Genomic DNA, 21,158 nt, shown 5'->3' with positions numbered 1-21,158 from the left:
CCCGGTGCCGCCCGGAGCGATCTGCGTCGGCACTCAGATCGCGACCCGCGCGTCGCCCGAGATCCTTGACCCTAACTCTTACACCATGCTAAGCAGGTGCTCAGCATTTTTGAAACGGTGGTCGAGATCACTCGCCCGCACGACCCGTAGCCCGGGAGGCCCAGGACATGAGCGACTTCGACACGATCGACTACTTCACCGATCCCTCGCTCGTCCCCGACCCGCACCCGTACTTCGACCACCTGCGCAGCAAGTGCCCGGTCACCAGGGAGCCGAACTACGGGGTGCTGGCCGTCACCGGCTATGAGGAAGCCGCCACCGTCCTCAAGGACGCCGATACGTTCTCGTCCTGCATCGCGGTGGCGGGCCCGTTCCCGCCGCTGCCGTTCACTCCCGAGGGCGACGACATCACCGATCAGATCACCGCGCATCGGCCGCAGATGCCGATGTTCGAGCACATGGTGACGATGGATCCGCCCGACCACACCAACGCCCGGTCGCTGCTGAACCGCCTCCTGACGCCGAGCAGGCTCAAGGAGAACGAGGACTTCATGTGGCGACTTGCTGACGAGGTGCTCGACGACTTCATCGCCGCAGGGCGGTGTGAGTTCCTCACCGCATACGCGAAACCGTTCTCGCTGTTGGTGATTGCCGACATGCTTGGTGTGCCGGAGTCCGATCACGACGAGTTCCGCACCGTGCTCGGCGCGCCCCGGCCCGGCGCGAACGTCGGCTCTCTGGATCACAGCGACCTGGTCGGCGCCAATCCGCTGGAGTGGCTGGACGAGAAGTTCATCGGGTATCTGGAGGACCGTCGCAAGGAACCGCGCGACGACGTCCTCACCGCACTCGCGACGGCGAAGTACCCGGACGGCTCGACCCCCCCGGTGATCGAGGTCGTCCGTTCGGCGACGTTCCTTTTCGCTGCCGGGCAGGAGACCACGACGAAGCTGCTGTCCGCGTCGATGCGTGTGCTGGGCGATCATCCGGACGTCCAGGAACGGTTGCGCCGCGACCGCAGCCGCATCCCGGTTTTCGTCGAGGAGGCGCTGCGGATGGACGCACCGGTCAAGAGCCAGTTCCGGCTCGCCAAGAAGAACACCAAGGTGGGCGACTTCGATGTCCCCGCCGGCACCACGCTGATGGTGTGCCCGGGTGCGGTCAACCGGGATCCCGGGCGTTTCGAGCATCCGCACGAGTTCGACCTCGACCGCAAAAACGTGCGCGAGCACATCGCCTTCGGCCGCGGCGTGCACTCGTGCCCCGGTGGACCCCTGGCCCGCGTGGAGGGTCGCGTGTCGATCGAGCGCATCCTCGACCGGATGGGTGACATCAAGATCGACGAGGAACTGCACGGCCCGCCGGGGGAACGGCGCTACAACTACGAGCCCACGTTCATCCTCCGCGGGTTGACCGACATCAACATCACCTTCGACCCGCTGCCTCCGGTCTAGCGAATCCCACACGGGGCCTATAGCGCCGTTCTAAAATTCGGAAATGGTGTTCTACAAGACGCTTCCGGTTCTCGCTGCCTCGGTGGCGGGAGCCTTCACAGCGACCGCGGTCGTCACAGGCGGCACGGCCGCAGCCCAGCCGCCCCTGCATCACGTGAAGTACACCGTGGGCGCCAGCCAGGACATCGCGAACGCCGAGATCTACTACCGGCAGAACGATCCGCCGAATTGGGGCGAGTACAGCCATAATCCGTACCTGTACACCCCGAACGTCGAGGCGAACCTGGGCCCCAACCAGCCCTGGGTGTTCGAGACCTGGCTTGCCGACCCGAACGAGTGGTCCATGGTCGTCGTCGGACTGCCCTCGTCGATGACGCCTCCGCTGGCCGATCCGGGCTTCGTGTGCGAACTGCGAGTGGACGACGTGGTGGTCGCGACGGATTCGGGGACCAAGGGCGCGCTTTGCTCGCAGCGCCCCTGGTAAATCCCGCAGGCTACTGCGGGGGTGGGTTGCCCCCACCGACCGAGGCGTCGCCGCGCGCCCAGTAGGAGCGGTTGTCCTTGGCGATACACGTCAGGAAGAGCCCGTCGGGCGCCTGTGCCACCTGACCGTCGAGGGCCGGGCACAGGTCACCCTCGTTCTTGACTCCGTGCATCTCCGGTGAGCGGAACCAGCGCGGTTCGTACCGCCGCGGCGAGCCGCAGAACACCAGACGTCCCCAATCCGTAACGCCGAACGCGTAATACGTGGTGTTGGCGCAATAGGAGCCGAGGACCACGTTCGGCAGGATCCCGGGGGTGCAATTCGGGTAGTTGCATTCCCCGCCGGGAGGCGGTGGAGGCGGCTGGGCCGCTGCGGGAGCCGCGGTCATCAGGACGGCAGGGGCCGCGACGGCAGCGAAAGCTGCGACGAGAGATCGCATCCGCCCATTTTTCCATGCGGCGGAACGAAATTCTCGCTTTTGAAGAGCTGTACTTCTGGCACCGTTAGGCTGGACCCATGCGTGCTTCACGTCTGTTCACCGGCCTTGCCGCCACCGCGATCACCCTGCTGGGAAGCGTGGGTCTTGCCCCCACTTCTGCGGCGGACAAAGAGGAATGGGGTGTGAACCTCACCGGAACATGGCGGGTTTTCTCCGACGGCGAGTGGGCCCGCACCAACGAGGTGAAGATCAAGGAACGGTCGGTCCTCGAAACGTGGACAGTCAACATGACCTGCCTGAGCCCGATCGAGTGCACGGGTGAGGTGAAGAGTTCCCTCGGGTGGACCGGATCGGTGCGGCTCGACGACTTCTACTTCGTCGAGCACGTCGTTCCGAACTGGATGCCTTGTCCCAACGGCACCTTCGCGACCGGCTACCAGAAATTTCAGCTGTGGGGCGTCGACACATCGACGCAGCATCGGATCAAGCGGAACATGACCACCATCGCGGGCCGCAACGTCACCAAGAGCGACAGCGGCGCCTGCGGCGTCAACAAGTCGAAGGTGATCGAGCTGCCGGTGCGGATGGACAGGATTTCCTGAGCCGCACCGGCTCCGCTCCATCGATCACATCGGTAGCAGGTCCTGCCAGGACTTGGGTGCCGCTCCCGTCGCCACATTCGTGACCTGGTGCATCGTTCCGTCTGGGGCGAGGTACTCCCCCGTCTGCGGGTTGTACTGCGCCGTGCCGACGGTCGGCACACCGGACCCGTTGCCGCCGAACGCGCTTGGTGCGGCAGGGATTGCGCCGTTCGCCGGCGCCGGAGCCACTGGGACGGCCTGACCCGGCAGCAGCGGACCCTGCCCTGCCGGCAACGGTGCGGGCGGGAGAATCGGAGGCTGCGCCGGTGGCGGTGCACCCGGAACCATCGGGGCGGGGGCACCCACCGGGAACGGCGGGGTGCCCGGCGCCGACACGGGTGGTGTGCCCGCCCGCACGGCACCCGGGGGCAGTGGCGTTCCCTCGACCGGCGTGTAGATGCGGTCCGGCCCTTCGACGAACGAGTCGATCGGGACACCCTGGGACACCAGGTTCGGGTCGAACGGATACGGCCCGGTGATGTGGTTGCGAATCGCGGTGGGCACGAATCCTCGTGGGTCGTTGCACAATTCGACGGTCGGGGCGCGCTTGCCGGGGTGTTCGATGCACGGGTAGTTGCGCGCGCCACGGACGTTCATCGGGGAGTCCTGCGGCAGCTTGCAGTACAGGCCGTCCGGGGTGTCCACGGTCGTCTCGTCCTCGGGAGACCGCCACTGCGTCGACGGCAGGAACCCGACGGTGCACGGATTCGGATCGCTGATCGTCAGCGCGAAGTCGCCCATCGGCAAGCCGGTGGGGCTGTTCTGCGGAAGGCCGAAAGACTGCTGGGCGGCAATGATTCCCGGGAAAAGCACCAGCAGCTGTTCGATCGCGGGGTTGTAGGTGAGCAGTGTCTGCCCCACCGTGCTGAGGTTCGCCAACAGAACCGGCAGCGTCGGTTTGAGCTGGTTCAGCAGCGTGCTGACCTCCTGCGCAAAGCCCGGGCCCTGCTGCAACAGCGCGCGCACCTGCGGGTCGTTTTGCACGACCTGCGCCGAGATCCCACTGAGGCTGCGCGCCCATGTCCGGATCGCGTCGGTGGTCTCGGCCTGCGAATCGATCAGCGGCCGGCTGTCGTCGATCAGCGAGCGGAATTCGCCGGACACACCGTTGGCGTCCGTGGTGATCTTCGAGGCGGAGTCGAGCAGCGAGCCGAAATCGGGCCCGGCGCCGTTGAATGCCTTGAAGGTCTCGTCGAGCAGATCTGGAATGCGCTCCTTCGGCAAGCTGTCGACCAGAGCGCTGAGCTGATCGAGCATCGGTCCCACCTGCTGTGGAACCGTGGTCGCGGTGACCGGGATTCGTGACCCGTCCTCCAGGTAGGGCCCCTCGTCGGTCTCGGGGAGAAGCTCGACATACTGCTCGCCGACCGCGGACACACTGCGGACCTCGGCCCGCAGATTCGCGGGGATCTGAGGCGAGGTGTCAAGGGACAGTGTGGCTTCCGCGCCGTTCTCGGTGAGCGCCACCCCGGTGACCTTGCCCACCTGGACGCCGCGATAGGTCACGTTGCTGAACCGGTAGAGGCCGCCCGATTCGGGCAGCTCCAGCGTGACCGCGAGCCGCCCGATGCCCAACAGCGTAGGCACCTGCATGTAGGCGAACAGCATCACCGACACGCCGACGATCGACGCAATCGTGAAGATGATCAACTGGTTCCGGACGAAGCGGGTGAGCATCAGCCACCTCCTCCAGGTGTCGGCGCGGCGGGCGAGGGCGGTGCGGCCGGTGGTGGTATCTGCGCCGCGTACGGGCCGGCGAAGATCTGGTCACCGCGCAGCGGTTGGGCCTGCGGAAGCCAGGGCGCCGCAGGCGGTGGCGGCACCACAGGCAGAATCGGTTCGGCGGGGATGACGGGCGCCGGCGGCGGCGCAGCGCCTTCGGCGGCGGGTGTCACAGGCGCTTCCGGTGGAGGCGCGACACCGAAGTTCAGCGGGTTGTAGGCGTAGTTCAGGTAGTACGGATCGCCCGGTGCGGGAATCAGTTTGGCGTTCTGGTCCCCCCACCGCGTTCCGGCGAGCAGCGTCTTCTTCAACCGTGGATAGGTGATGTCGAAGATCGCGTACAGGTTGATGTAATCGCCCTTGGTGATGCGGTCGGCGAACGTCGGCCCGTACGGGAACGCGCTGGCCCACAGCACCGCCTCGTTGAGGTCGGGTCCGATGTCGGCGAGCGCGCCGAGGACGGGACCGATGTTCTCAAGGTTCTTGACCAGGTCGTCGCCGGCGTCGTTGACGAGTTGAGTGGCCGTGTCGCTGAACGTCCCGAGCCGCTGCAGCGCCGTGGTGAAGGTCGGCCGTTCCTTGATCAGCACGTCGATGGCGGGCGGAATCTCCTTCAGCGCCCGGTCGATCACCTCACGCTGGTTGGCGAATGTGCCTGCCACCCGGCGCAACTGCTGCATCGAGGCGATGATGTTCTCACGCTGTTCTGCCAGGACACCGACGAAATTGTCCAGCCTGGTGAGCAACTCTCGAGCCTCGGACTCGCGCCCCGAAAACGCGGTGTTCATGTTGTGGATGATGTCGCCGATCTGACCGAGACCACCGCCGTTGGCAACCGTCGACAACGACGACAGCGTCTGCTCGGTGGTCGGATAAGTGGACGACGAGTTCAGCGGCAGCGTACTTCCGGGCTGCAGCTTGCCGGTCGGCGACTCGCCCAGTGGCGGGTTCAGCGACAGGTGCATCGACCCCAGCAGGCTGGTCTGCCCCACGGTTGCCACGGCGTTGGCGGGGATCACCACGTCGGGCTTCACCGAGATCTCGACGTCGGCATGCCAGTTCTGCACCGTCATCTTGCCGACGCTGCCGACGACGACGTCATCGATCATGACGGGCGAATTCGACTCCAGCGTCGCGACATTCGGCACCTGCACGTTGTAGGTGACTGCGTCTCCCCCGCGTCCCACCGCACCGGGCAGGGGAAGCGAGTTCACACCTTCGAACGCACAACCCGAAAGTGAGAGCGCTGCAGCGCAACCCACGATCGTCAACGACTTCGCTGCGCGGATCATGATGGCGGCATCCCTTCTGCGGGCAGCAGGGGCCCCGCGGGCGCGGGCGTGGGCGGCAACAGCAGTCCGTCGACAGTCTGCGGCTGTGGCTGTGGCTGTGCCGGGATGTTCGACAGGATGTTGGGCGGGCCCGGCAGCGGCGCACCGGGATACAGCGCCGGGGACGGCGTGGCCGGGGCGTCAGAGTCCGGCTGGTAGATCCCGGGCGGACCGGGGGGTGCGCCCCAGCCGGGCGGGGGCGGGATGTCGCCGGAGCCCGTGTACGCCGAGACAGTCGGTGGGATCTCGGCCGGATCACCGGGGCCTGCGCCGCCGGGCGCGAGTTTGGGATCGGTGTAGATCGTGCGCTCGGGACTCACCGCGGGCCGCAGGTAGGCGTTGATCGGGAACGGCAGGTTGTGGATGGGGACCGAGCGCAGCGCGGGCCCGAGGTATTGCGCGCAGAGCTTCGCCGTCTCGGGCGCGGTCGTGTTCGCGACGCCGCCGATGAGGCCGCAGACGAACCACACCGGGTTGGAGAAGTTCGACACCGAGAACGCGCCCGTGACCGAGCCGCCGTTCGGGTAGTAGATGTTCTCGAAGTTCGCGATCGCATTGGGCGTGATGTGCAGAACGTTCTCCAGCGCCAGTTTGTTGTCGGCGAGCACCTGCATCACCTGACCGAGGCTTCGGACCTGCTCAGTCGTCTGGTCCCTGCTGCCGACGACGAATCGCTGCACCTCGCCGATGGCGAACGACAGATCGGTCAGTGCGGCGTCCAGGTCTGACCTGTTGTCGTCGATGACGCTCGTCAGTGTGGCCAGGCGGTTCTGGAACATCACGATCTGCTCTTTGCTGTCACGCAATGCGGAGACGAAGACCTGGAGGTTCCTGATGATGTCGACGATGTTGCCGCTGCCCTCGGCGAAAATTCTTGCCACACCCGACAGTTGACGCAACGTCTCGCGCAGCTTCTCGCCGTTGCCCTCCATCGCGTTCGCGGCGCTGTCGACGAAGCGCGAAATCGACGTTCCGTCGACACCGGTCTGCGGCCCCAGTTCCTCCGAGAGACGCATCAACTGGGTCTTGACCTCATCCCACTCGACGGGGACGGCCGTGCGGGTCTCCGGAATGGAACCGCCATCGTCCATCGTGGGGCCACCGCCCTCACGGTAGGCCGGCGTCAGCTGCACGTAGCGGGCGGCGACAAGGTTCTGCGCCACGATCACGGCTTTGGCGTCGGCCGGTACGGGCACCTCGCTGTCGACGTGAAGCGTCATCTTCGTCCGCGTGCCTTCCGGCTCGATCTTGTCGATCGTGCCGACCTTGACGCCTGACACCCGGACCTCGTCACCCGGATAGATCGCCGTCGCGGTCGGGAAGTACGCCGTGATCGTCTTCGGCCCGAAGAACACCTGCCGGACAAGGAAAGCCGCGCCGGCGATCAGAAGGATGGCCAGCAGGATTGCCGTGCCGGCCACCAGCCGCTTACGGGTTGCCATCATTGGGGAGGTCTCCAGGCTGCGGAAGGCTGTTGACGGGGAACGGAAGCTCGGCCCGCGGTCCGGCGTTGTCCGGCGGCTGGCCCTGTTCGACGCCGCGCCGGTACCCGAAGGCGTACTCCAGGAACGGCTGCAACAGCTGTGAGGGTTGAATATTCGGGATCAGGGCGTTGTAGTAGGCACCGTTGGACACGATCTCGCCCTGGGTCAGGTAGTACTTCGCCGCACCCGGGAGCATCTTGGCGAGGTTGTCGCGGTTGCGCTCCAACATCCGCGTCACGTTGTTGAGCCGTTCCAGCGCGGGTGCGAGCTCGGCCTCATTGTCGGCGACCAGGGCCGACAACTGCTGCGACACCGCGGAGATGTTGGAGAGAAGGCTGGTGATGGCGTAGCGGCGTTCGTTGAGTACCGCGAGCAGGTCGTTGGCATTGAGGATCAGCGCGTTGACCTGCCTGCTGCGCTCGGAGAAGATGCCGGTGACCTCGCCCGCGGTCCGGAGCAGTTCGGCCAGGCTCTCGTTGCGGCTGTTGAGCGACCGGGACAGTCGCGACAGGCCGTCGAACGTCGGACCCAGTTGCGGCGCAATCTGATCCAGCGTCGCCGACAGTGTGTCCAGCGACTGGTTCAGCGATGCGGTGTCGGTGTTGGCGGTGTTGCTGGTGAGCTCGCTGACCGCGTCGGTCAGCGAATACGGCGACGACGTCCGACTCGGCGGTATCACCTGTTGGGGATCGAGGGTGCCACTGCCTGCCGAGTCCAGCGCCAACACTCGCTCGCCGAGCAGCGTGCCGGTGCGGATGTGGGCGGTGGTGTCCGAGCCGAGCGCGTACTTGCCGTCGATCGTGAATCCGACGAGGGCGTCACCATTGTCGAGTTCGATCGAAGAAACCGATCCGACCTTGATCCCGGACACGGTGACGTCGTTGCCGACGGTCAGACCGCCCGCTTCGGTGAACAGCGCTTGGTAGCGCACGGCAGTGGCCCACTGCAGCAGGCGTTCGGGCTGCAGTCCGACGGCGATGACGAGGATGATCAGGACAACGCCGATGAAGCCCGCCCTGGCCAGTTGAGAACCACGGTATTTCAGCATTATTCGTCCACGCACCTTCCCTCTTCTTGCTTGATCCAGGGGAAGACGACCGTGCGTCCCTCAAGATCACTGGCGCGGAAGGAGATGCCGCAGATGTAGTACGGGAACCATGCGCCGTACGAACCGACGCGGGCGAGCTTGCGGTAGATCTCGGGCAGCCGCTGAAGCGTTGCGTCGAGGCGATCGAGATCGTTGTCGACCAGCGGCGCGAGCCGGTTGAGCTCGTCGACGGTGTTGGCCAGCGGCGCCCGGCCCCGGCCCAGCAGGTCTGCGATCGAGGCCGTGCCGTTGTCCAGCGACGTGATGGCGGTGGCGATCGGGTCGCGGTCCGCCGACAGTCCGCTGACCAGCTGCTCGAGTTTGTCGATGGCTCCGGAGAATTCGTCTCCGTCCTCGGCGAGGGTGTCGAGCACCGTGCGCAGGTCGACGATGAGCTGCTCGATGACCTGGTTGTTGTCGGCCAGCGAATTGCTGAATGAGGACGCCTTGGAGAACAGCGAGTCGAGCGTTCCGCCCTGCCCCTGCAGGATCTGGATCAGAGACGTCGTCAAGCCGTTGACGTCTTCGGGATTGAGGCCCTGGATGACGGGCTTGAGCCCGCCCAGCAGGACGTCGAGGTCGAGCGCCGGTGCTGTCCGGTCCTCGGGGATCTGACCGCCCGCCGGAACGATCTGGGTGGAGTCGGGGGTGTCGACGAGTTCCAGATAACGATCGCCGACCAGGTTGAGGTAGCGGATCGCGGCCTGGGTGCCCGTGGTCAGCACTGTCTTCTTGTCGGCGTCGAAGGTGACCAGCACGGACCTGTCAGCCTGCAGTTCAACGTCTTTGACGGTGCCCACCCGGATGCCGGCGATACGCACGGTATCCCCCGTCTTCAGCCGTGAGGCGTCTTTGAAGACCGCGGAATACTCGTTGGCCGCCCCGGTCCTGCTGTCGCTGAACACTAGGAACAGGAACGCGGTGAGCAGCGCCATCACGAGGCCGAAGATGGCGAACTTGATGAGGGTCGAAACGGAGCGCGTCATCCGGGCATTCCGATCTGTGCCGTGTTGCGCGGCGGACCGTCCAGGGGGCCGAACAGCCAGTTCTTCAGGCCCTCGGAGTTGAGGAGGATGCCCTGGTTGCCGTACTGGGCGGGGTTGGACCCGACGTCGCCGACGATCAGGGGCGGGATGAATTCGGCGGGCATCTCAGGCAGGCCGAGCTCCGTGCAGTAATCGCGGCCGCCACTCTTGGCCGCCACCTTCGGCAGGTCGCCCGGATAGCGGTACCGCTCCACGCCCAGCGTCAGGCCCGCCGACACGAAGATGCCGGAGAACTGCGGCGGCGACTTCGCGAACGGCACCAGGCCGCCGATGCCACACCACAGCGACTTCTTGTACAGGTTCAGCAGACCGGTGGTGGGCTCGAGCCTGTCGAGCACGGTGGTCAGCGCCTCGCGGTTGCCTCCGATGACCTCGTTGCCGAGGTCGGCCAGACCGATTGAGCTGATGAGGAACTGGTCCAGATTGTCCTGCTCGTCGACGATGGAATTGCCCAGCGTCGTGGTGTTCTCGACGGTGGACACCAGGTCGGGCCCGGCGTCGGCGTATGCCTGCAGTGCGGGCACCGCGGCCTCGATGTCATGGGACAGGTTCGGCAGACTCGGTTCGATCTCGGCCAGCAACGCGTTGAAGTCCGAGAGGGTCTGGCCGAACTTCTCACCGCGGCCGTTGAACGCCTGCGAGATCGCGCCCAGGGTTTCGTTGAGCTTGGTGGGGTCGACGCTGTCGAGCACCTCGACGAGCTGCTGGAACACGGTGTTGATCTCGACGGTGACGTGGTCGCCTTCGAGGACCTGACCGCGTTTCAACTCGCCGCTCGGATTCTGCGGCGCCTCGAACTGGACGAACTTCGCGCCGAACACCGTCGACGACGCGATGTCGACGGCGACGTTGCCGGGGATCAGGTGCATCTGCGACGGATCGAGGTCGAGCTGCAACTGGGCCTTGCCGTCGGGCAGATAGGAGATCGACTTGACGGTGCCCACCTGGACACCGCGCATCTTGACCTTCGCGTCGGGGTTCATCACGAGGCCCGCCCGATCCGAGATCACGGTGACCGGAACGGTTTCGGTGAACTTGCCTGCGAACAACCCGATAGCCAGCGCGAGGACCAACCCCAGTGCGACCACGAGGCCGAGACCGGCAAGCGGCCGTCCGTAGCTCTTGCTCACATCCTCCTCCTAGCCCGACAGGTTGAAGTTGCCGTTGGAACCGTAGATCGACAGCGACACAAGCAGTGTCACCGACACGACCACCACCAGGGAGGTGCGCACGGCATTGCCCACCGCCGCGCCGACACCCGAGGGCCCGCCGGAGGCGAAGTACCCGAAGTAGGTGTGCACCAGCAGGATTGCTATCGCCATCAGCACGGCCTGCAGGAACGACCACAGCAGGTCGATCGGGTTGAGGAACGTGTCGAAGTAGTGGTCGTACAGTCCGCCGGACTGCCCGAACAGGACCACGGTCGTGAACTGGGAAGCCAGGAACGACAAGATCACCGCGATCGAGTACAGCGGCGTGATCGCGACCATGCCGGCGACGATGCGCGTCGAGACCAGATATTCGACCGGCCTGATGCCCATCGATTCCAGTGCGTCGATCTCCTCGTTGATCCGCATCGCGCCCAACTGCGCCGTCACACCGGCGCCGAACGTGGCGGCCAGCCCGATCCCGGCCACCACGGGGGCGGCGATACGCACGTTGATGAACGCGGCCAGAAAGCCCGTCAACGCCTCGATGCCGATGTTGCCCAGTGAGCTGTAGCCCTGGATCGCCAGTGTGCCGCCCGCGGCCAGGGTCAAGAAGCCGACGATCACCACGGTGCCGCCGATCATCGCCAACGTGCCTGCACCCATGGAGATCTCGGCGATCAGCCGGATGATCTCCTTGCGGAAGTGGACCGCGGCGTGCGGAACCCCGCCGAGTGCGCGGCCGTAGAACAGCACATGGTCACCGAGCCGGCTCAGCAGCGAGACCGGTCGGCCGAGGTAATCGACCAGCCGCGGGAACCGCGACCTGATAACCGTAGAAGTACCCATGCCCCGCTATCCCGTCGTCATCCGGATGCCGATGGCGGTGACGACCACGTTGATGACGAACAGCGCCATGAACGCGTACACCACCGTCTCGTTGACCGCGTTGCCCACCGCTTTCGCACCGCCGCCGGTGATCGTCAGTCCGCGATAGCAGGCCACCAGCCCGGCGATCAGCCCGAACAGTGCGGCCTTGACACACGAGATGATGACCTCGGGGACCCCGGTCAGCAGCGTGATTCCCGCTGCGAACGCGCCCGGGTTGACGTCCTGGACGAAGATCGAGAAGAAGTATCCGCCAAGGATTCCGATGATCACCACGAGGCTGTTGAGCAGCAGCGCCACCAGACCGGCCGCCAGCATGCGCGGGGTGACCAGACGCTGCACCGGGTTGATGCCCAGCACCTCCATCGCGTCGATCTCCTCACGGATGGTGCGCGACCCGAGGTCGGCGCACATTGCCGTCGCTCCCGCGCCGGCCACGATGAGTACCGTCACCAGCGGCCCGACCTGGGTGACCGCACCGAACGCCGCACCCGCACCGGAGAGGTCCGCGGCGCCGAGTTCGCGAAGCAGGATGTTCAGGGTGAACGACACCAGCACGGTGAACGGGATCGCCACCAGCAGCGTCGGCGCCATCGACACCTTCGCCACGAACCAGCACTGCTCCAGGAACTCGCGCCACTGGAACGGCCTGCGGAAGACGTAGAGCACCGCATCCATCGACATCGAGAAGAACCCGCCGACCGCCTGCATCGCACCGGAGAGGCCGTTGGGAAGCGCGATGCCCGTCGTCCACCGCTCAGGTCCCTTAACCGCCATGGGGTGCCTCCAGAATGGTCACTGCCGATACCGCGGTCGGTCCGCCGATGTTGTGCGCCAAGCCAATCCGCGCACCGTCGACCTGGTTGACGGCCTCTCCGCGTAATTGTCCGAACAATTCGACGCATTGCGCGACGCCCGTCGCACCGGGCGGATGACCTTTGGCCTTGAGCCCCCCGCTGGGATTGACCGGCAGCGACCCTCCCACGGAGGTCACTTCAGCCTCCAAAAGCTTGTAGCCGCCCAGCCTTTCGGCGAAGCCGAGGTCCTCGTAGCTCATCAATTCGATTCCTGTGAGGAAGTCGTGCACCTCGGCGACATCCACATCTTCGGGGCCCAGACCCGCCATCGCGAACGCCTGCTTCGCGGCCTTGGTGGTGGCCGGGAACGTGGTCAGGTCCGGCTTGTGCTGGTGCATCACCGAATCGAGACCCAGCCCGACCCCCCGAACCCAGACGGGCCGGTCGGTGAACCGATCGACGACCTCGTCGGCGGCAAGGACGAGCGCTGCGGCACCGTCGCTCTGCGGTGCGCAGTCGTACAACCGGAACGGGGTCACCACCGTCGGTGCGTTCAGGGCCTGCTCCATCGTGATCTCAAAGCGCAAGCGCGCTTTCGGGTTGTTGACTCCATGGCGATGGTTCTTGACCGCCACCATGGCTAAGTGTTCTTCAGTTGCCGGAGATTCGTGGAGATATCGACGAACATGTAAGGCAAATCCTGCCGGGGCCACCAAACCCAGCGGGTAGTCCCAGGCCATGTCGCGTGCCATGGCTTCCCATTCCCAGAGCATGTCGGCCGAGGTGGTGTCGCGAAGCTTGTCGGCGCCCATCACCAGGGCGACGTCGAACGCACCCGACGCAATACCGAACAGCGCGTTGCGAATTGCGTCATGGCCGGTTGCGCAGGAGTTTTCGACACGTGTCACGGGCACGTCCGGCAGACCCAGCGTGTCGGCGAGGATACCTGACGGGAAGCCGTCCGCGGTGCCCATCGCGCCGAACCACGCCGCCTGCAGATCGTCCTTGACCAACCCCTTGTCGACGCTGGCCGCGCACGCCGAGAACGCCATGGGGAGCAGGTCTTTGATCCCCAGAGCGAAGTGTTCGGCGAACGGCGTCATGCCGGCGCCGACGATGGCCACCCGCCTCATGCGGCGACCCGATCGGGCTCGAAAGCATAGCCGTAGTCCGGAACCCCTGATCGCACGGCGACCCGGCGCAGTGCCATCCGGCCGCGATCCCCGATGTCGACCGTGCCCGGCGTTGCGCCCGTGACCTTCACCAGGGCTCGCACCCCGACGTGGTCGAGTTCGACGATCACCAGCGAATACGGCGTCGTCAGACCGGGAACCGGAATGTGCACCGTGGTCTCGGTATAGACCACGCCGGTGCGTGGCAGCGGAACCAGCTCGTAGTCGGTGGCCAGCGCGCCGTCGGCCCCGACCCGGTAGCGCGGCGGAAAGTCGAGTTCGTCGGAGCCGGCGAATTGCCCTGCCTCCCAGCGGACCTTCGCCTCGAACGCGCGCTCGTAGGCTGCCAGCGAGATCGGGATGTTCGCGTCGGAACCGGAGGTTCCCTGGGGCAGCGGACGGGGTCGCGGCTCCCTGCGGTGGGTGTGAGCGGACCCGCCGCTGACGCTGATCCCCGACAGAATAGCCTGCTCGACCGCCACCAGCGGGCCGGTCTTGCCCTGTTCGGCCAGGCCCGCCAGAGCAAACAGGCTCGCGCTTGCTCCGACCGTCGGCAGCACCGGCGGATCTCCCAGGCACAGCTCGACCGCCCGCTCGTGGTCGACGCCGGCCACCGCCACCGGGGTGTCGAGCCACGCCGCGGCCAACGACGCGATCAGGCCGCGCTCGTGCAGCAGCCGAGGGTCACCGTAGTCGTGGATGTCTCCGGTTGCTCTGCGCGTGCGCACCGGGAGGCTGCGCGCCACCCGCGCCGCGGTGCGCACCTGCAGACCACGTTCGGCAGTCAGGATCGCGGCCGCTCCGGCGGGCGTCAGGTCGGCCCCGATGATGAGCGTCCGCGGGCGCGCCGAACTCAGTGCGTCGACGGTCGCAGGCGCGCCGCCGAGACGTTCGTCGACCTCGAGTTCGGGATCGAGCCCGAGTCCGGCCAGCAGGACAGCGGCGTTGCTGCTCTCCAGAAGGGGTAGATCGCGGCTGACGAGCACAACGCGCTCGACCGCCCCGCCGCCGGTGAGCGCCGCCCGGCCCGCCTCGACGGCCATCGTCACGGCGTCCTCGTCATCGCCGGCAACCCGCTGCAGGGGCGATCCCCAGCAGGGCAGGTAGGTGCCGACAGATGCGACGTAGGGCATTCGGTGTCTCCAAATATGGGACCGTCAGGTGACGGCGCCCGCCGTCTTGAGCTCGATGATGCGGTCCCAGTCCAGGCCGAGTTCGACGAGGATGTCGTCGGTCTGCTCGGCGAAACCCGGCGCCGGACCGGAGGTGGGTGCGGCGACGTCGAACTGCACCGGGTTGGCGACCAACTCGAGTTCGCCTGCCTGCACCAGGTATTCGTTGGCGCGGATCTGGGCGTCCTCGACGGCCTGCAGGGTGTCCTGCACCGGAGCCCACGGCCCGGCCAGCGTCGCGAAGCGCTCGCTCCATTCGGGCAGCGACCGCTTCTGCATGGCCTCGGTCAGGATCTCGTTGGCGGCCGCGGTGTTCTCCGCGATGGACTCGGCGGTCGCAAAGCGCGGGTCGTCGATGAGGTCGTCGAGTTCCATGTGCCTGCACACATCGGCCCAGAACTTGGTCGGCTGCATCATCACGAAGGAGATGTAGCGGTCGTCGGCGGTCGGGTACAGCCCCACGAGCGGATTGAACGGCGACCCTTGCGTTCCCGGCGGGAACGCCTCCATGCGCTGGCCGAGGTGTTTGGTCAGCGCCACCGTGTGGCCCATCGACCACAGTCCGCTGCCGAGCAGTGACACGTCGACGACCGAGGGCTCTCCGGTGCGCTCCCGCTTGAGAAGCGCCGCGGCGATGCCGCCGGCGAGGTTGGTGCCGGAGATGGTGTCGCCGTAGGCGGGTCCGGGCGGGCCGACCATGCCGGGCGTGCCCGGCGGCGTGATCGTCGCCGCTGTGCCCGCGCGGCACCAGAAGGCCGTCATGTCGTAGCCGCCCTTGACCGCCTCTTCACCTCGCGGCCCCAGTGCGCTGCCGCGCGCGTACACGACCGACGGGTTGACGGCCCGGATGTCGTCGACGTCGATGCCGAACTTCTGGCGGTGTCCCGGCAGGAAGCTGGTCAGGAAGACGTCGGCGCGGCGCGCCAGTTCGAGCAGCACCTCGCGGCCTTCGGGCACGGACATGTCGAGCCCGATGCTGCGCTTGAGACGGTTGGCGTGCTCGATGTTCGGGTTCGGGTCGCCGTCGACGCGCAGCAGTCCGGTCTGACGCAGACCGCGCTGCGGATCGCCGGTGACGGCGTGCTCGACCTTGATGACGTCGGCGCCCCACTCGGCGAGCACCGCTCCGGCCGACGGGACGAAGCCGTACATCGCGACCTCGAGGACGCGGATTCCGTCCAGGGGCTTGCTCAACTCAGTTCACCTCCGAGACGACTTCAGCGAACGTCTTGCTCTCCAGGAACTCTTCGAGTCCGGCTTTGCCCATCTCCCGGCCGATGCCCGACTGCTTGTATCCGCCGAACGGACTGTCCGGGCTGAAGTAGTTGCCACCGTTGATGGAGAAGGTGCCGGTGCGGATCCGCCGGGCCACGGACAGCGCACGGTCCTGGCTGCCGAACACCGCGCCGGACAGCCCGTAGATCGAGTTGTTGGCGATGCGCACGGCGTCGTCGTCGTCTTCGTAGGCGATCACGGCGAGGACGGGCCCGAAGACCTCTTCCTGGGCGATCTCGCTGTCGGGGTCGACGTCGGCCAGAAGCGTCGGTGTGTAGAAGTAGCCCGGGTCGACCTTCTCGCCGCCCGTGACGAGCGTGGCCCCCGCCTCGACGGCGCGCGTGACCATGCCGTCGACCTTGTCGCGCTGCTTCTCGCTGATCAGCGGGCCCATGTAGGTGCCCTCGGCCTTCGGATCGCCGTACCTGACCAGACCGAAGTTGTTCTTGATCATCTCGACCAGCTCGTCTTTGTGCTTCTTCGGGACCAGCAGCCGCGATGTCAGCGCGCACCCTTGGCCGGCGTGGGTGACCATGCTGAACGCGGAGAACAGTGCGGCGGTGTTGAAGTCGGCGTCGTCGAGCACGATCGCGGCCGATTTGCCGCCGAGTTCGAGGAACACCTTCTTCAGGGTTCCGCTGGCGGCGGCCATGATCGCGCGCCCGGTCGGGGTGGATCCGGTGAAGGTGACCATGTCGACGTCGGGACTGGTGGTCAGCGCCGCGCCGACGGCCGGGTCGGCGCCGGAGAGGACGTTGACGACGCCCGCCGGGATGTCGGTGTGGTTGGCGATCAGCTCACCGAGGGCGAGCGTGACGAGCGGGGTGTCGGGCGCGGACTTGAGCACGACGGTGCAGCCGGCCGCAAGCGCGGGCGCGAGCTTCGCCAGGGCGAGCTGGTTCGGATAGTTGTAGGCGATGATCGCGGCGACGACACCGCCCGCCTCTTTCTCGACCCAGCGGTGGTGCTGCATGCCGCGGCTCTCGATGTTGCCGAGGTCCTCGGTCAGCGGATAGGCCTTGAGCAGGTCGGCGTAGTACCGCACGATCTCGATCGGCTGGTCCAGCTGCGCGCCCTGGCACAGCGCCGGGGTGGCGCCCACCTCGGCGATCGTCAGCTCGGCGAGTTCGTCGCGATGATCGACCAGCGCGCTGTGCAACTGCTCCAGGCACCGGATCCGTAACTCGGTGTCGGTCGCCCAGCCGCTGTTGTCGAATGCGTCGCGGGCGGCCGCCACGGCTGCCTCGGCGTCGGCGACGCCGGCGTCGGGCGCGTAGCCGAGCACCTCACCGGTCGCCGGGTTCAGCGACGGAAACGTCCGGTCCGCCTCGAGGAGTTCTCCGCCGATCAGGAGGCGGCGGCTCACGGCCTGTCCCGCCTGCCCGGCTCCCGCGGTCTCACCCGAGATCGTGGCTGTTTCCGGCATCGTCCTCCTCAGTCCAGGCTGCTCGAATGGGTGTGATGTGGGCTAATGTGATGGAAACTGCATTCTCATCCCCGGCGAATCATACATTCGTAGGATGAGAACTCAAGAAAATGGACAGAACGGTCGCTGCCTGCGAAGAACGGTGCGACAATCCACGCTCGAACGTCTCACCAGTGCGAACACACCGCGTCCGCTGTCTTGCGATCCGGCATAATGCGAGAGTACGGTTCTCATAATCGGAAGGATGATTCTTGATGGTCGAGGATATGGCCGGAGCCCGCGCATGAAGAACGCTGTGGTTACCGGCGGAGCTTCGGGTATCGGCGCCGCCATCGCGGAACGCCTGCGCGGGGACGGTCTGCGCGTCGCCACGATCGATCTCACCCCCGGCGACGAAAAGTTCTCGTACACGGCCGACGTCACCGACCGCTCCGCCGTCGACGCCGCACTCGACGAGATCCACGCCGAACTGGGCCCTGTGACAGTGCTCGTCAACGCTGCGGGACTCGACCGTTTCAAGAAGTTCCTGGACCTGACTTTCGACGAGTGGCAGAAGATCGTCGACGTCAACCTCAACGGTGTCTTCCACTGCACCCAGGCCGTGCTACCCGACATGATCGAGGCGCGGTGGGGACGCATCGTGAACATCTCGTCGTCGAGCACGCACTCGGGTCAGCCCTTCATGTCGCCCTATGTCGCGGCGAAGTCGGCGGTCAACGGGCTCACCAAATCCCTTGCGCTGGAATACGGCGAGTTCGGGATCACCGTGAACGCCGTCCCGCCCGGCTTCATCGACACCCCGATGCTGCGCAAGGCGGAGAAGCGGGGCTTCCTCGGCGACACCGAGAAGCAGATCCAACAGACCCCGGTGCGCCGCATGGGGCGCCCCGAGGACATCGCCGCGGCATGTGCCTTCTTCATCTCAGACGAAGCCAGCTACATCACCGGCCAGATCCTGGGCGTCAACGGCGGCCGAAACACCTGACGAGCCAGCAGATTTCAGCGAAAGGACGGGATTTCATGGGACGTGTTCAAGGCAAGGTCGCGTTCATCACCGGAGCGGCACGGGGGCAGGGGCGCAGCCATGCGGTCCGCCTCGCCGAAGAGGGCGCCGACATCATCGCCGTCGACATCTGCAAGGACTACGACACCGTCGGCTATGCGATGGCCACCCCCGAAGATCTCGAAGAGACCAAGAATTTCGTCGAGAAGACGGGCCAGCGCATCGTGACCGCCAAGGCCGACGTGCGCAACGAGGCTGAACTGCGCACAGCTCTGGAGGCCGGTCTCGCGGAGTTCGGCAAGGTCGACATCGTGGTGGCCCAGGCCGGTATCGCCGCCATGAAGGGCCAGCCTGCGATGCAGGCCTGGACCGACGGCATCAACACAAACTTCGTCGGCACCATCAACGCCATCCAGGTGGCGCTTCCACACCTCAAGGAGGGCGCGTCCATCGTGGCGACCGCATCGGCCGCCGCGTTGATGGACGCGCACAACAAGCCCAACCCGGGCGGCGATCCCGGCGGCATGGGCTACATGATCTCCAAGCGCCTGATCTCGGAATACGTGCACGCGCTGGCCACCGAACTGGCAGTGCGCGGCATCCGAGCCAACGTCATCCACCCGACCAACTGCAACACGGACATGCTGCAGAGCGAGCCGATGTACCGGTCATTCCGACCGGACCTGGAGAACCCGACCCGCGCGGACGCCGAGCCCGTCTTCGGTATCCAGCAGGCGATGAAGGTCAACTACATCGAGCCCGAGGACATCAGCAACGCGGTGCTGTGGCTGGCCTCCGACGAGTCGCGCTACGTCACCGGCATGCAGTTGCGCGTCGATGCCGGCGGCTACCTCAAGTGGTACGACTACCACGTCTAGGAAGGCACGCACGTGAAGGTTTTTGTCGACTCGGGTCGGTGCCAGGGGCACACGCTGTGCTCGATGATCGCGCCGGATTCGTTCGAGCTCAGCGACATCGACGGCACGGCCTCACCGGTCAACGAGATCGTTCCCGCCGAGCAGGAGGACGCGGTCCGCGAAGCGGTGCTGTCGTGCCCGGAACAAGCCATTTCGATCGAAGAGTGACAATCCGCGATTTGGGTGTAGTTGGTCACGATGACGTTGGCCAACTGCACCGAAATCAGTAGAGGGAGTAGAACCTTGAGTGTCGACGACGTCGTAGACGGCACCGCCGACGACAGCCGCAAGAAGAACACGTACCACTTCGACAGGCACACGCCCGAGTATCGGCTGCAGTTCGAGAAGATCACCGAGGAGATGCAGTCCAGGTGCCCGATGGCGTGGACGGACGTCTACGACGGGCACTGGGTGGCGGCCGACAGCAAGCACGTGTTCGAGCTGGCGCGCTGCCCGGCGGTGTCCAATCACCATGACATCTCCGGGGAGACGCCGTTCAAGGGCATCACGATCCCGAAAGCCAGCCGCGCCACCGTGGTTCGCGGCGGCATCCTGGAGATGGACGAGCCCGAGCACAGCGCGTACCGCGGTGCACTGAACCCCTATCTGTCCCCCGCAGCGATCAAGCGCTGGGAACCGTTCATCGACGAGATCACCCGCGCGGCATTGGACGAGCACATCGAATCGGGGCGCATCGACTTCGTCGACCACCTCGCCAACGTGGTCCCCGCGGTGTTCACACTCGCGATGATGGGCATCAGCCTGAAGAAGTGGAACGTCTACAGCGAGCCCACACACGCATCGGTGTACACGCCCGAGCACGCTCCCGAGCGCGAGAAGATCAACGAGCAGCACCGCGAGATGGGCATCGATCTCATCAACAACATGATCGAGATCCGCGAGAATCCTCGCCCCGGTCTGGTGAATGCGTTGGTGCAGTTGCGGATCGACGGGGAGCCCGCCCCCGACATGGAGCTGCTGGGCAACCTCGGCCTGATCATCGGTGGCGGTTTCGACACCACCACCGCGCTGACCGCACATGCGCTGGAATGGCTCGGCGAGCATCCGGACGAGCGCGAGAGGCTCAGCCGCGAGCGCGCGACGCTGCTGCATCCGGCGACCGAGGAGTTCCTGCGGTTCTTCACCCCGGCGCCCGGCGACGGCCGGACGTTCGCCGAGGACGTCGAGGTCGAGGGCCACCAGTTCAAGCAATACGAACGTCTCTGGTTGTCATGGGCCATGGCCAACCGCGACCCCGCCGTGTTCGAGAAGCCCAATGAGATCGTCATGGATCGAAAGGGCAACCGGCACTTCAGCTTCGGCATCGGCGTGCACAGGTGCGTCGGCTCCAACGTCGCGCGAACGGTCTTCAAGTCGATGCTGACGGCGGTGCTGGACCGGATGCCCGATTACGTGTGCGACCCCGAGGGCACGGTGCACTACGACACCATCGGCGTGATCCAGGGCATGCGGAATCTGCCGGCGACATTCACCCCGAGCAAGCCACTGGGCCCCGGGCTCGACGAGACGATCGAGAAACTGCAGCGAATCTGCGATGAGCAGGAACTCGCGCGCCCGATCACCGAGCGCAAAGAAGCTGCCGTCATCGACTGGGTGCGCTGATCTCGCCCACATTTCGCGGCGAAGTGGTTCCATGAGTAGCGGCGAACGT

The 21,158-nt window shown here is 66.0% G+C and carries 20 protein-coding genes; 7 read left to right on the top strand and 13 right to left on the bottom strand.

Annotation, left to right across the window (positions count from 1 at the left end):
- The first annotated feature begins 167 nt into the window (after positions 1 to 167).
- Entirely contained in the window at positions 168 to 1,454 is a 1,287-nt protein-coding gene (locus ACAG24_RS21100; RefSeq protein WP_370474370.1) for a cytochrome P450, read from the top strand.
- Between the two features lie 43 nt (positions 1,455 to 1,497).
- Positions 1,498 to 1,938 carry an Rv2576c family protein gene (locus ACAG24_RS21095; RefSeq protein WP_370474369.1) on the top strand — a complete coding sequence of 147 codons (441 nt, stop codon included), beginning with the start codon at positions 1,498 to 1,500 and terminating at the stop codon, positions 1,936 to 1,938.
- A 10-nt stretch (positions 1,939 to 1,948) separates the two neighbouring features.
- Here ACAG24_RS21095 and ACAG24_RS21090 read toward each other — a convergent pair whose 3' ends face one another.
- Complete coding sequence (locus ACAG24_RS21090) at positions 1,949 to 2,377, bottom strand: hypothetical protein (RefSeq protein WP_370474368.1); 429 nt, start codon at positions 2,375 to 2,377, stop codon at positions 1,949 to 1,951.
- Positions 2,378 to 2,454: 77 nt separating this feature from the next.
- Here ACAG24_RS21090 and ACAG24_RS21085 point away from each other — a divergent pair, with 77 nt between their 5' ends.
- On the top strand, positions 2,455 to 2,979 hold the full coding sequence (locus ACAG24_RS21085; protein WP_370474367.1) for an Rv2253/PknI dimerization domain-containing protein: 525 nt from the start codon (positions 2,455 to 2,457) through the stop codon (positions 2,977 to 2,979).
- Positions 2,980 to 3,003: 24 nt separating this feature from the next.
- On the opposite strand, the gene ACAG24_RS21080 is transcribed toward ACAG24_RS21085, so the two are convergent.
- From ACAG24_RS21080 to ACAG24_RS21025, 12 genes are read right to left on the bottom strand one after another with little or no spacing between them, the layout of a single operon-like run.
- Complete coding sequence (locus ACAG24_RS21080) at positions 3,004 to 4,695, bottom strand: MCE family protein (RefSeq protein WP_370474366.1); 1,692 nt, start codon at positions 4,693 to 4,695, stop codon at positions 3,004 to 3,006.
- Positions 4,695 to 6,032, bottom strand: coding sequence for an MCE family protein (locus ACAG24_RS21075; RefSeq protein WP_370474365.1), 1,338 nt, complete (start codon positions 6,030 to 6,032; stop codon positions 4,695 to 4,697). Before ACAG24_RS21075 ends, ACAG24_RS21080 begins: the two co-directional genes overlap by 1 nt.
- The gene (locus tag ACAG24_RS21070) at positions 6,029 to 7,516 is read right to left on the bottom strand and encodes an MCE family protein (protein WP_370474364.1); all 1,488 of its coding nucleotides are present in this window, start codon (positions 7,514 to 7,516) and stop codon (positions 6,029 to 6,031) included. The genes ACAG24_RS21075 and ACAG24_RS21070 overlap by 4 nt, the downstream gene beginning before the upstream one ends.
- Positions 7,500 to 8,603: an MCE family protein gene (locus tag ACAG24_RS21065; RefSeq protein WP_370474363.1), complete on the bottom strand. Its 1,104-nt coding sequence runs from the start codon at positions 8,601 to 8,603 to the stop codon at positions 7,500 to 7,502. The genes ACAG24_RS21070 and ACAG24_RS21065 overlap by 17 nt, the downstream gene beginning before the upstream one ends.
- The gene (locus tag ACAG24_RS21060) at positions 8,603 to 9,628 is read right to left on the bottom strand and encodes an MCE family protein (RefSeq protein WP_370474362.1); all 1,026 of its coding nucleotides are present in this window, start codon (positions 9,626 to 9,628) and stop codon (positions 8,603 to 8,605) included. Before ACAG24_RS21060 ends, ACAG24_RS21065 begins: the two co-directional genes overlap by 1 nt.
- Complete coding sequence (locus ACAG24_RS21055) at positions 9,625 to 10,818, bottom strand: MCE family protein (protein ID WP_370474361.1); 1,194 nt, start codon at positions 10,816 to 10,818, stop codon at positions 9,625 to 9,627. Before ACAG24_RS21055 ends, ACAG24_RS21060 begins: the two co-directional genes overlap by 4 nt.
- Before the next feature lie 9 nt (positions 10,819 to 10,827).
- Complete coding sequence (locus ACAG24_RS21050; RefSeq protein WP_370474360.1) at positions 10,828 to 11,685, bottom strand: MlaE family ABC transporter permease; 858 nt, start codon at positions 11,683 to 11,685, stop codon at positions 10,828 to 10,830.
- 6 nt (positions 11,686 to 11,691) lie between these two features.
- A complete protein-coding gene (locus ACAG24_RS21045) occupies positions 11,692 to 12,501 on the bottom strand; it encodes an MlaE family ABC transporter permease (RefSeq protein ID WP_370474359.1) in 810 nt (269 codons plus the stop codon).
- Positions 12,491 to 13,654 (bottom strand): thiolase C-terminal domain-containing protein, encoded by a 1,164-nt coding sequence (locus tag ACAG24_RS21040; RefSeq protein ID WP_370474358.1) that lies wholly within the window; start codon positions 13,652 to 13,654, stop codon positions 12,491 to 12,493. Before ACAG24_RS21040 ends, ACAG24_RS21045 begins: the two co-directional genes overlap by 11 nt.
- The gene (locus ACAG24_RS21035) at positions 13,651 to 14,826 is read right to left on the bottom strand and encodes an OB-fold domain-containing protein (RefSeq protein ID WP_370474357.1); all 1,176 of its coding nucleotides are present in this window, start codon (positions 14,824 to 14,826) and stop codon (positions 13,651 to 13,653) included. The genes ACAG24_RS21040 and ACAG24_RS21035 overlap by 4 nt, the downstream gene beginning before the upstream one ends.
- Before the next feature lie 24 nt (positions 14,827 to 14,850).
- Entirely contained in the window at positions 14,851 to 16,059 is a 1,209-nt protein-coding gene (locus tag ACAG24_RS21030) for a CaiB/BaiF CoA transferase family protein (protein WP_370474356.1), read from the bottom strand.
- Position 16,060: 1 nt separating this feature from the next.
- A complete protein-coding gene (locus tag ACAG24_RS21025) occupies positions 16,061 to 17,566 on the bottom strand; it encodes an aldehyde dehydrogenase family protein (RefSeq protein ID WP_370474355.1) in 1,506 nt (501 codons plus the stop codon).
- Positions 17,567 to 17,849: 283 nt separating this feature from the next.
- On the opposite strand from ACAG24_RS21025, the gene ACAG24_RS21020 reads away from it, so the two are divergent.
- Genes ACAG24_RS21020 through ACAG24_RS21005 form a run of 4 tightly spaced genes read left to right on the top strand, consistent with a single transcriptional unit; the run spans position 17,850 to position 21,109 of the window.
- Positions 17,850 to 18,551, top strand: coding sequence for an SDR family NAD(P)-dependent oxidoreductase (locus ACAG24_RS21020; protein ID WP_370474353.1), 702 nt, complete (start codon positions 17,850 to 17,852; stop codon positions 18,549 to 18,551).
- Positions 18,552 to 18,586: 35 nt separating this feature from the next.
- The gene (locus ACAG24_RS21015; protein ID WP_370474352.1) at positions 18,587 to 19,447 is read left to right on the top strand and encodes a mycofactocin-coupled SDR family oxidoreductase; all 861 of its coding nucleotides are present in this window, start codon (positions 18,587 to 18,589) and stop codon (positions 19,445 to 19,447) included.
- Positions 19,448 to 19,459: 12 nt separating this feature from the next.
- Positions 19,460 to 19,654: a ferredoxin gene (locus tag ACAG24_RS21010; protein WP_370474351.1), complete on the top strand. Its 195-nt coding sequence runs from the start codon at positions 19,460 to 19,462 to the stop codon at positions 19,652 to 19,654.
- Between the two features lie 30 nt (positions 19,655 to 19,684).
- Positions 19,685 to 21,109 (top strand): cytochrome P450, encoded by a 1,425-nt coding sequence (locus ACAG24_RS21005; protein WP_370474350.1) that lies wholly within the window; start codon positions 19,685 to 19,687, stop codon positions 21,107 to 21,109.
- Positions 21,110 to 21,158: the final 49 nt, after the last annotated feature.

Source organism: Mycobacterium bulgaricum (genome assembly GCF_041287165.2).
GTDB lineage: Bacteria > Actinomycetota > Actinomycetes > Mycobacteriales > Mycobacteriaceae > Mycobacterium > Mycobacterium bulgaricum.
The sequence above is the reverse complement of the archived record's forward strand: the minus strand, read 5'-3'. Positions and strand labels throughout refer to the sequence as shown.

Bases quoted from the DNA above. Each gene is read 5' to 3' on its own strand.
- ACAG24_RS21100 (WP_370474370.1), top strand. From the start codon at position 168: ATGAGCGACTTCGACACGATCGACTACTTCACCGATCCCTCGCTCGTC.
- ACAG24_RS21095 (WP_370474369.1), top strand. From the start codon at position 1,498: ATGGTGTTCTACAAGACGCTTCCGGTTCTCGCTGCCTCGGTGGCGGGA.
- ACAG24_RS21090 (WP_370474368.1), bottom strand. From the start codon at position 2,377: ATGCGATCTCTCGTCGCAGCTTTCGCTGCCGTCGCGGCCCCTGCCGTC.
- ACAG24_RS21085 (WP_370474367.1), top strand. From the start codon at position 2,455: ATGCGTGCTTCACGTCTGTTCACCGGCCTTGCCGCCACCGCGATCACC.
- ACAG24_RS21080 (WP_370474366.1), bottom strand. From the start codon at position 4,695: ATGCTCACCCGCTTCGTCCGGAACCAGTTGATCATCTTCACGATTGCG.
- ACAG24_RS21075 (WP_370474365.1), bottom strand. From the start codon at position 6,032: ATGATCCGCGCAGCGAAGTCGTTGACGATCGTGGGTTGCGCTGCAGCG.
- ACAG24_RS21070 (WP_370474364.1), bottom strand. From the start codon at position 7,516: ATGATGGCAACCCGTAAGCGGCTGGTGGCCGGCACGGCAATCCTGCTG.
- ACAG24_RS21065 (WP_370474363.1), bottom strand. From the start codon at position 8,603: ATGCTGAAATACCGTGGTTCTCAACTGGCCAGGGCGGGCTTCATCGGC.
- ACAG24_RS21060 (WP_370474362.1), bottom strand. From the start codon at position 9,628: ATGACGCGCTCCGTTTCGACCCTCATCAAGTTCGCCATCTTCGGCCTC.
- ACAG24_RS21050 (WP_370474360.1), bottom strand. From the start codon at position 11,685: ATGGGTACTTCTACGGTTATCAGGTCGCGGTTCCCGCGGCTGGTCGAT.
- ACAG24_RS21045 (WP_370474359.1), bottom strand. From the start codon at position 12,501: ATGGCGGTTAAGGGACCTGAGCGGTGGACGACGGGCATCGCGCTTCCC.
- ACAG24_RS21040 (WP_370474358.1), bottom strand. From the start codon at position 13,654: ATGAGGCGGGTGGCCATCGTCGGCGCCGGCATGACGCCGTTCGCCGAA.
- ACAG24_RS21035 (WP_370474357.1), bottom strand. From the start codon at position 14,826: ATGCCCTACGTCGCATCTGTCGGCACCTACCTGCCCTGCTGGGGATCG.
- ACAG24_RS21025 (WP_370474355.1), bottom strand. From the start codon at position 17,566: ATGCCGGAAACAGCCACGATCTCGGGTGAGACCGCGGGAGCCGGGCAG.
- ACAG24_RS21020 (WP_370474353.1), top strand. From the start codon at position 17,850: ATGAAGAACGCTGTGGTTACCGGCGGAGCTTCGGGTATCGGCGCCGCC.
- ACAG24_RS21015 (WP_370474352.1), top strand. From the start codon at position 18,587: ATGGGACGTGTTCAAGGCAAGGTCGCGTTCATCACCGGAGCGGCACGG.
- ACAG24_RS21005 (WP_370474350.1), top strand. From the start codon at position 19,685: ATGACGTTGGCCAACTGCACCGAAATCAGTAGAGGGAGTAGAACCTTG.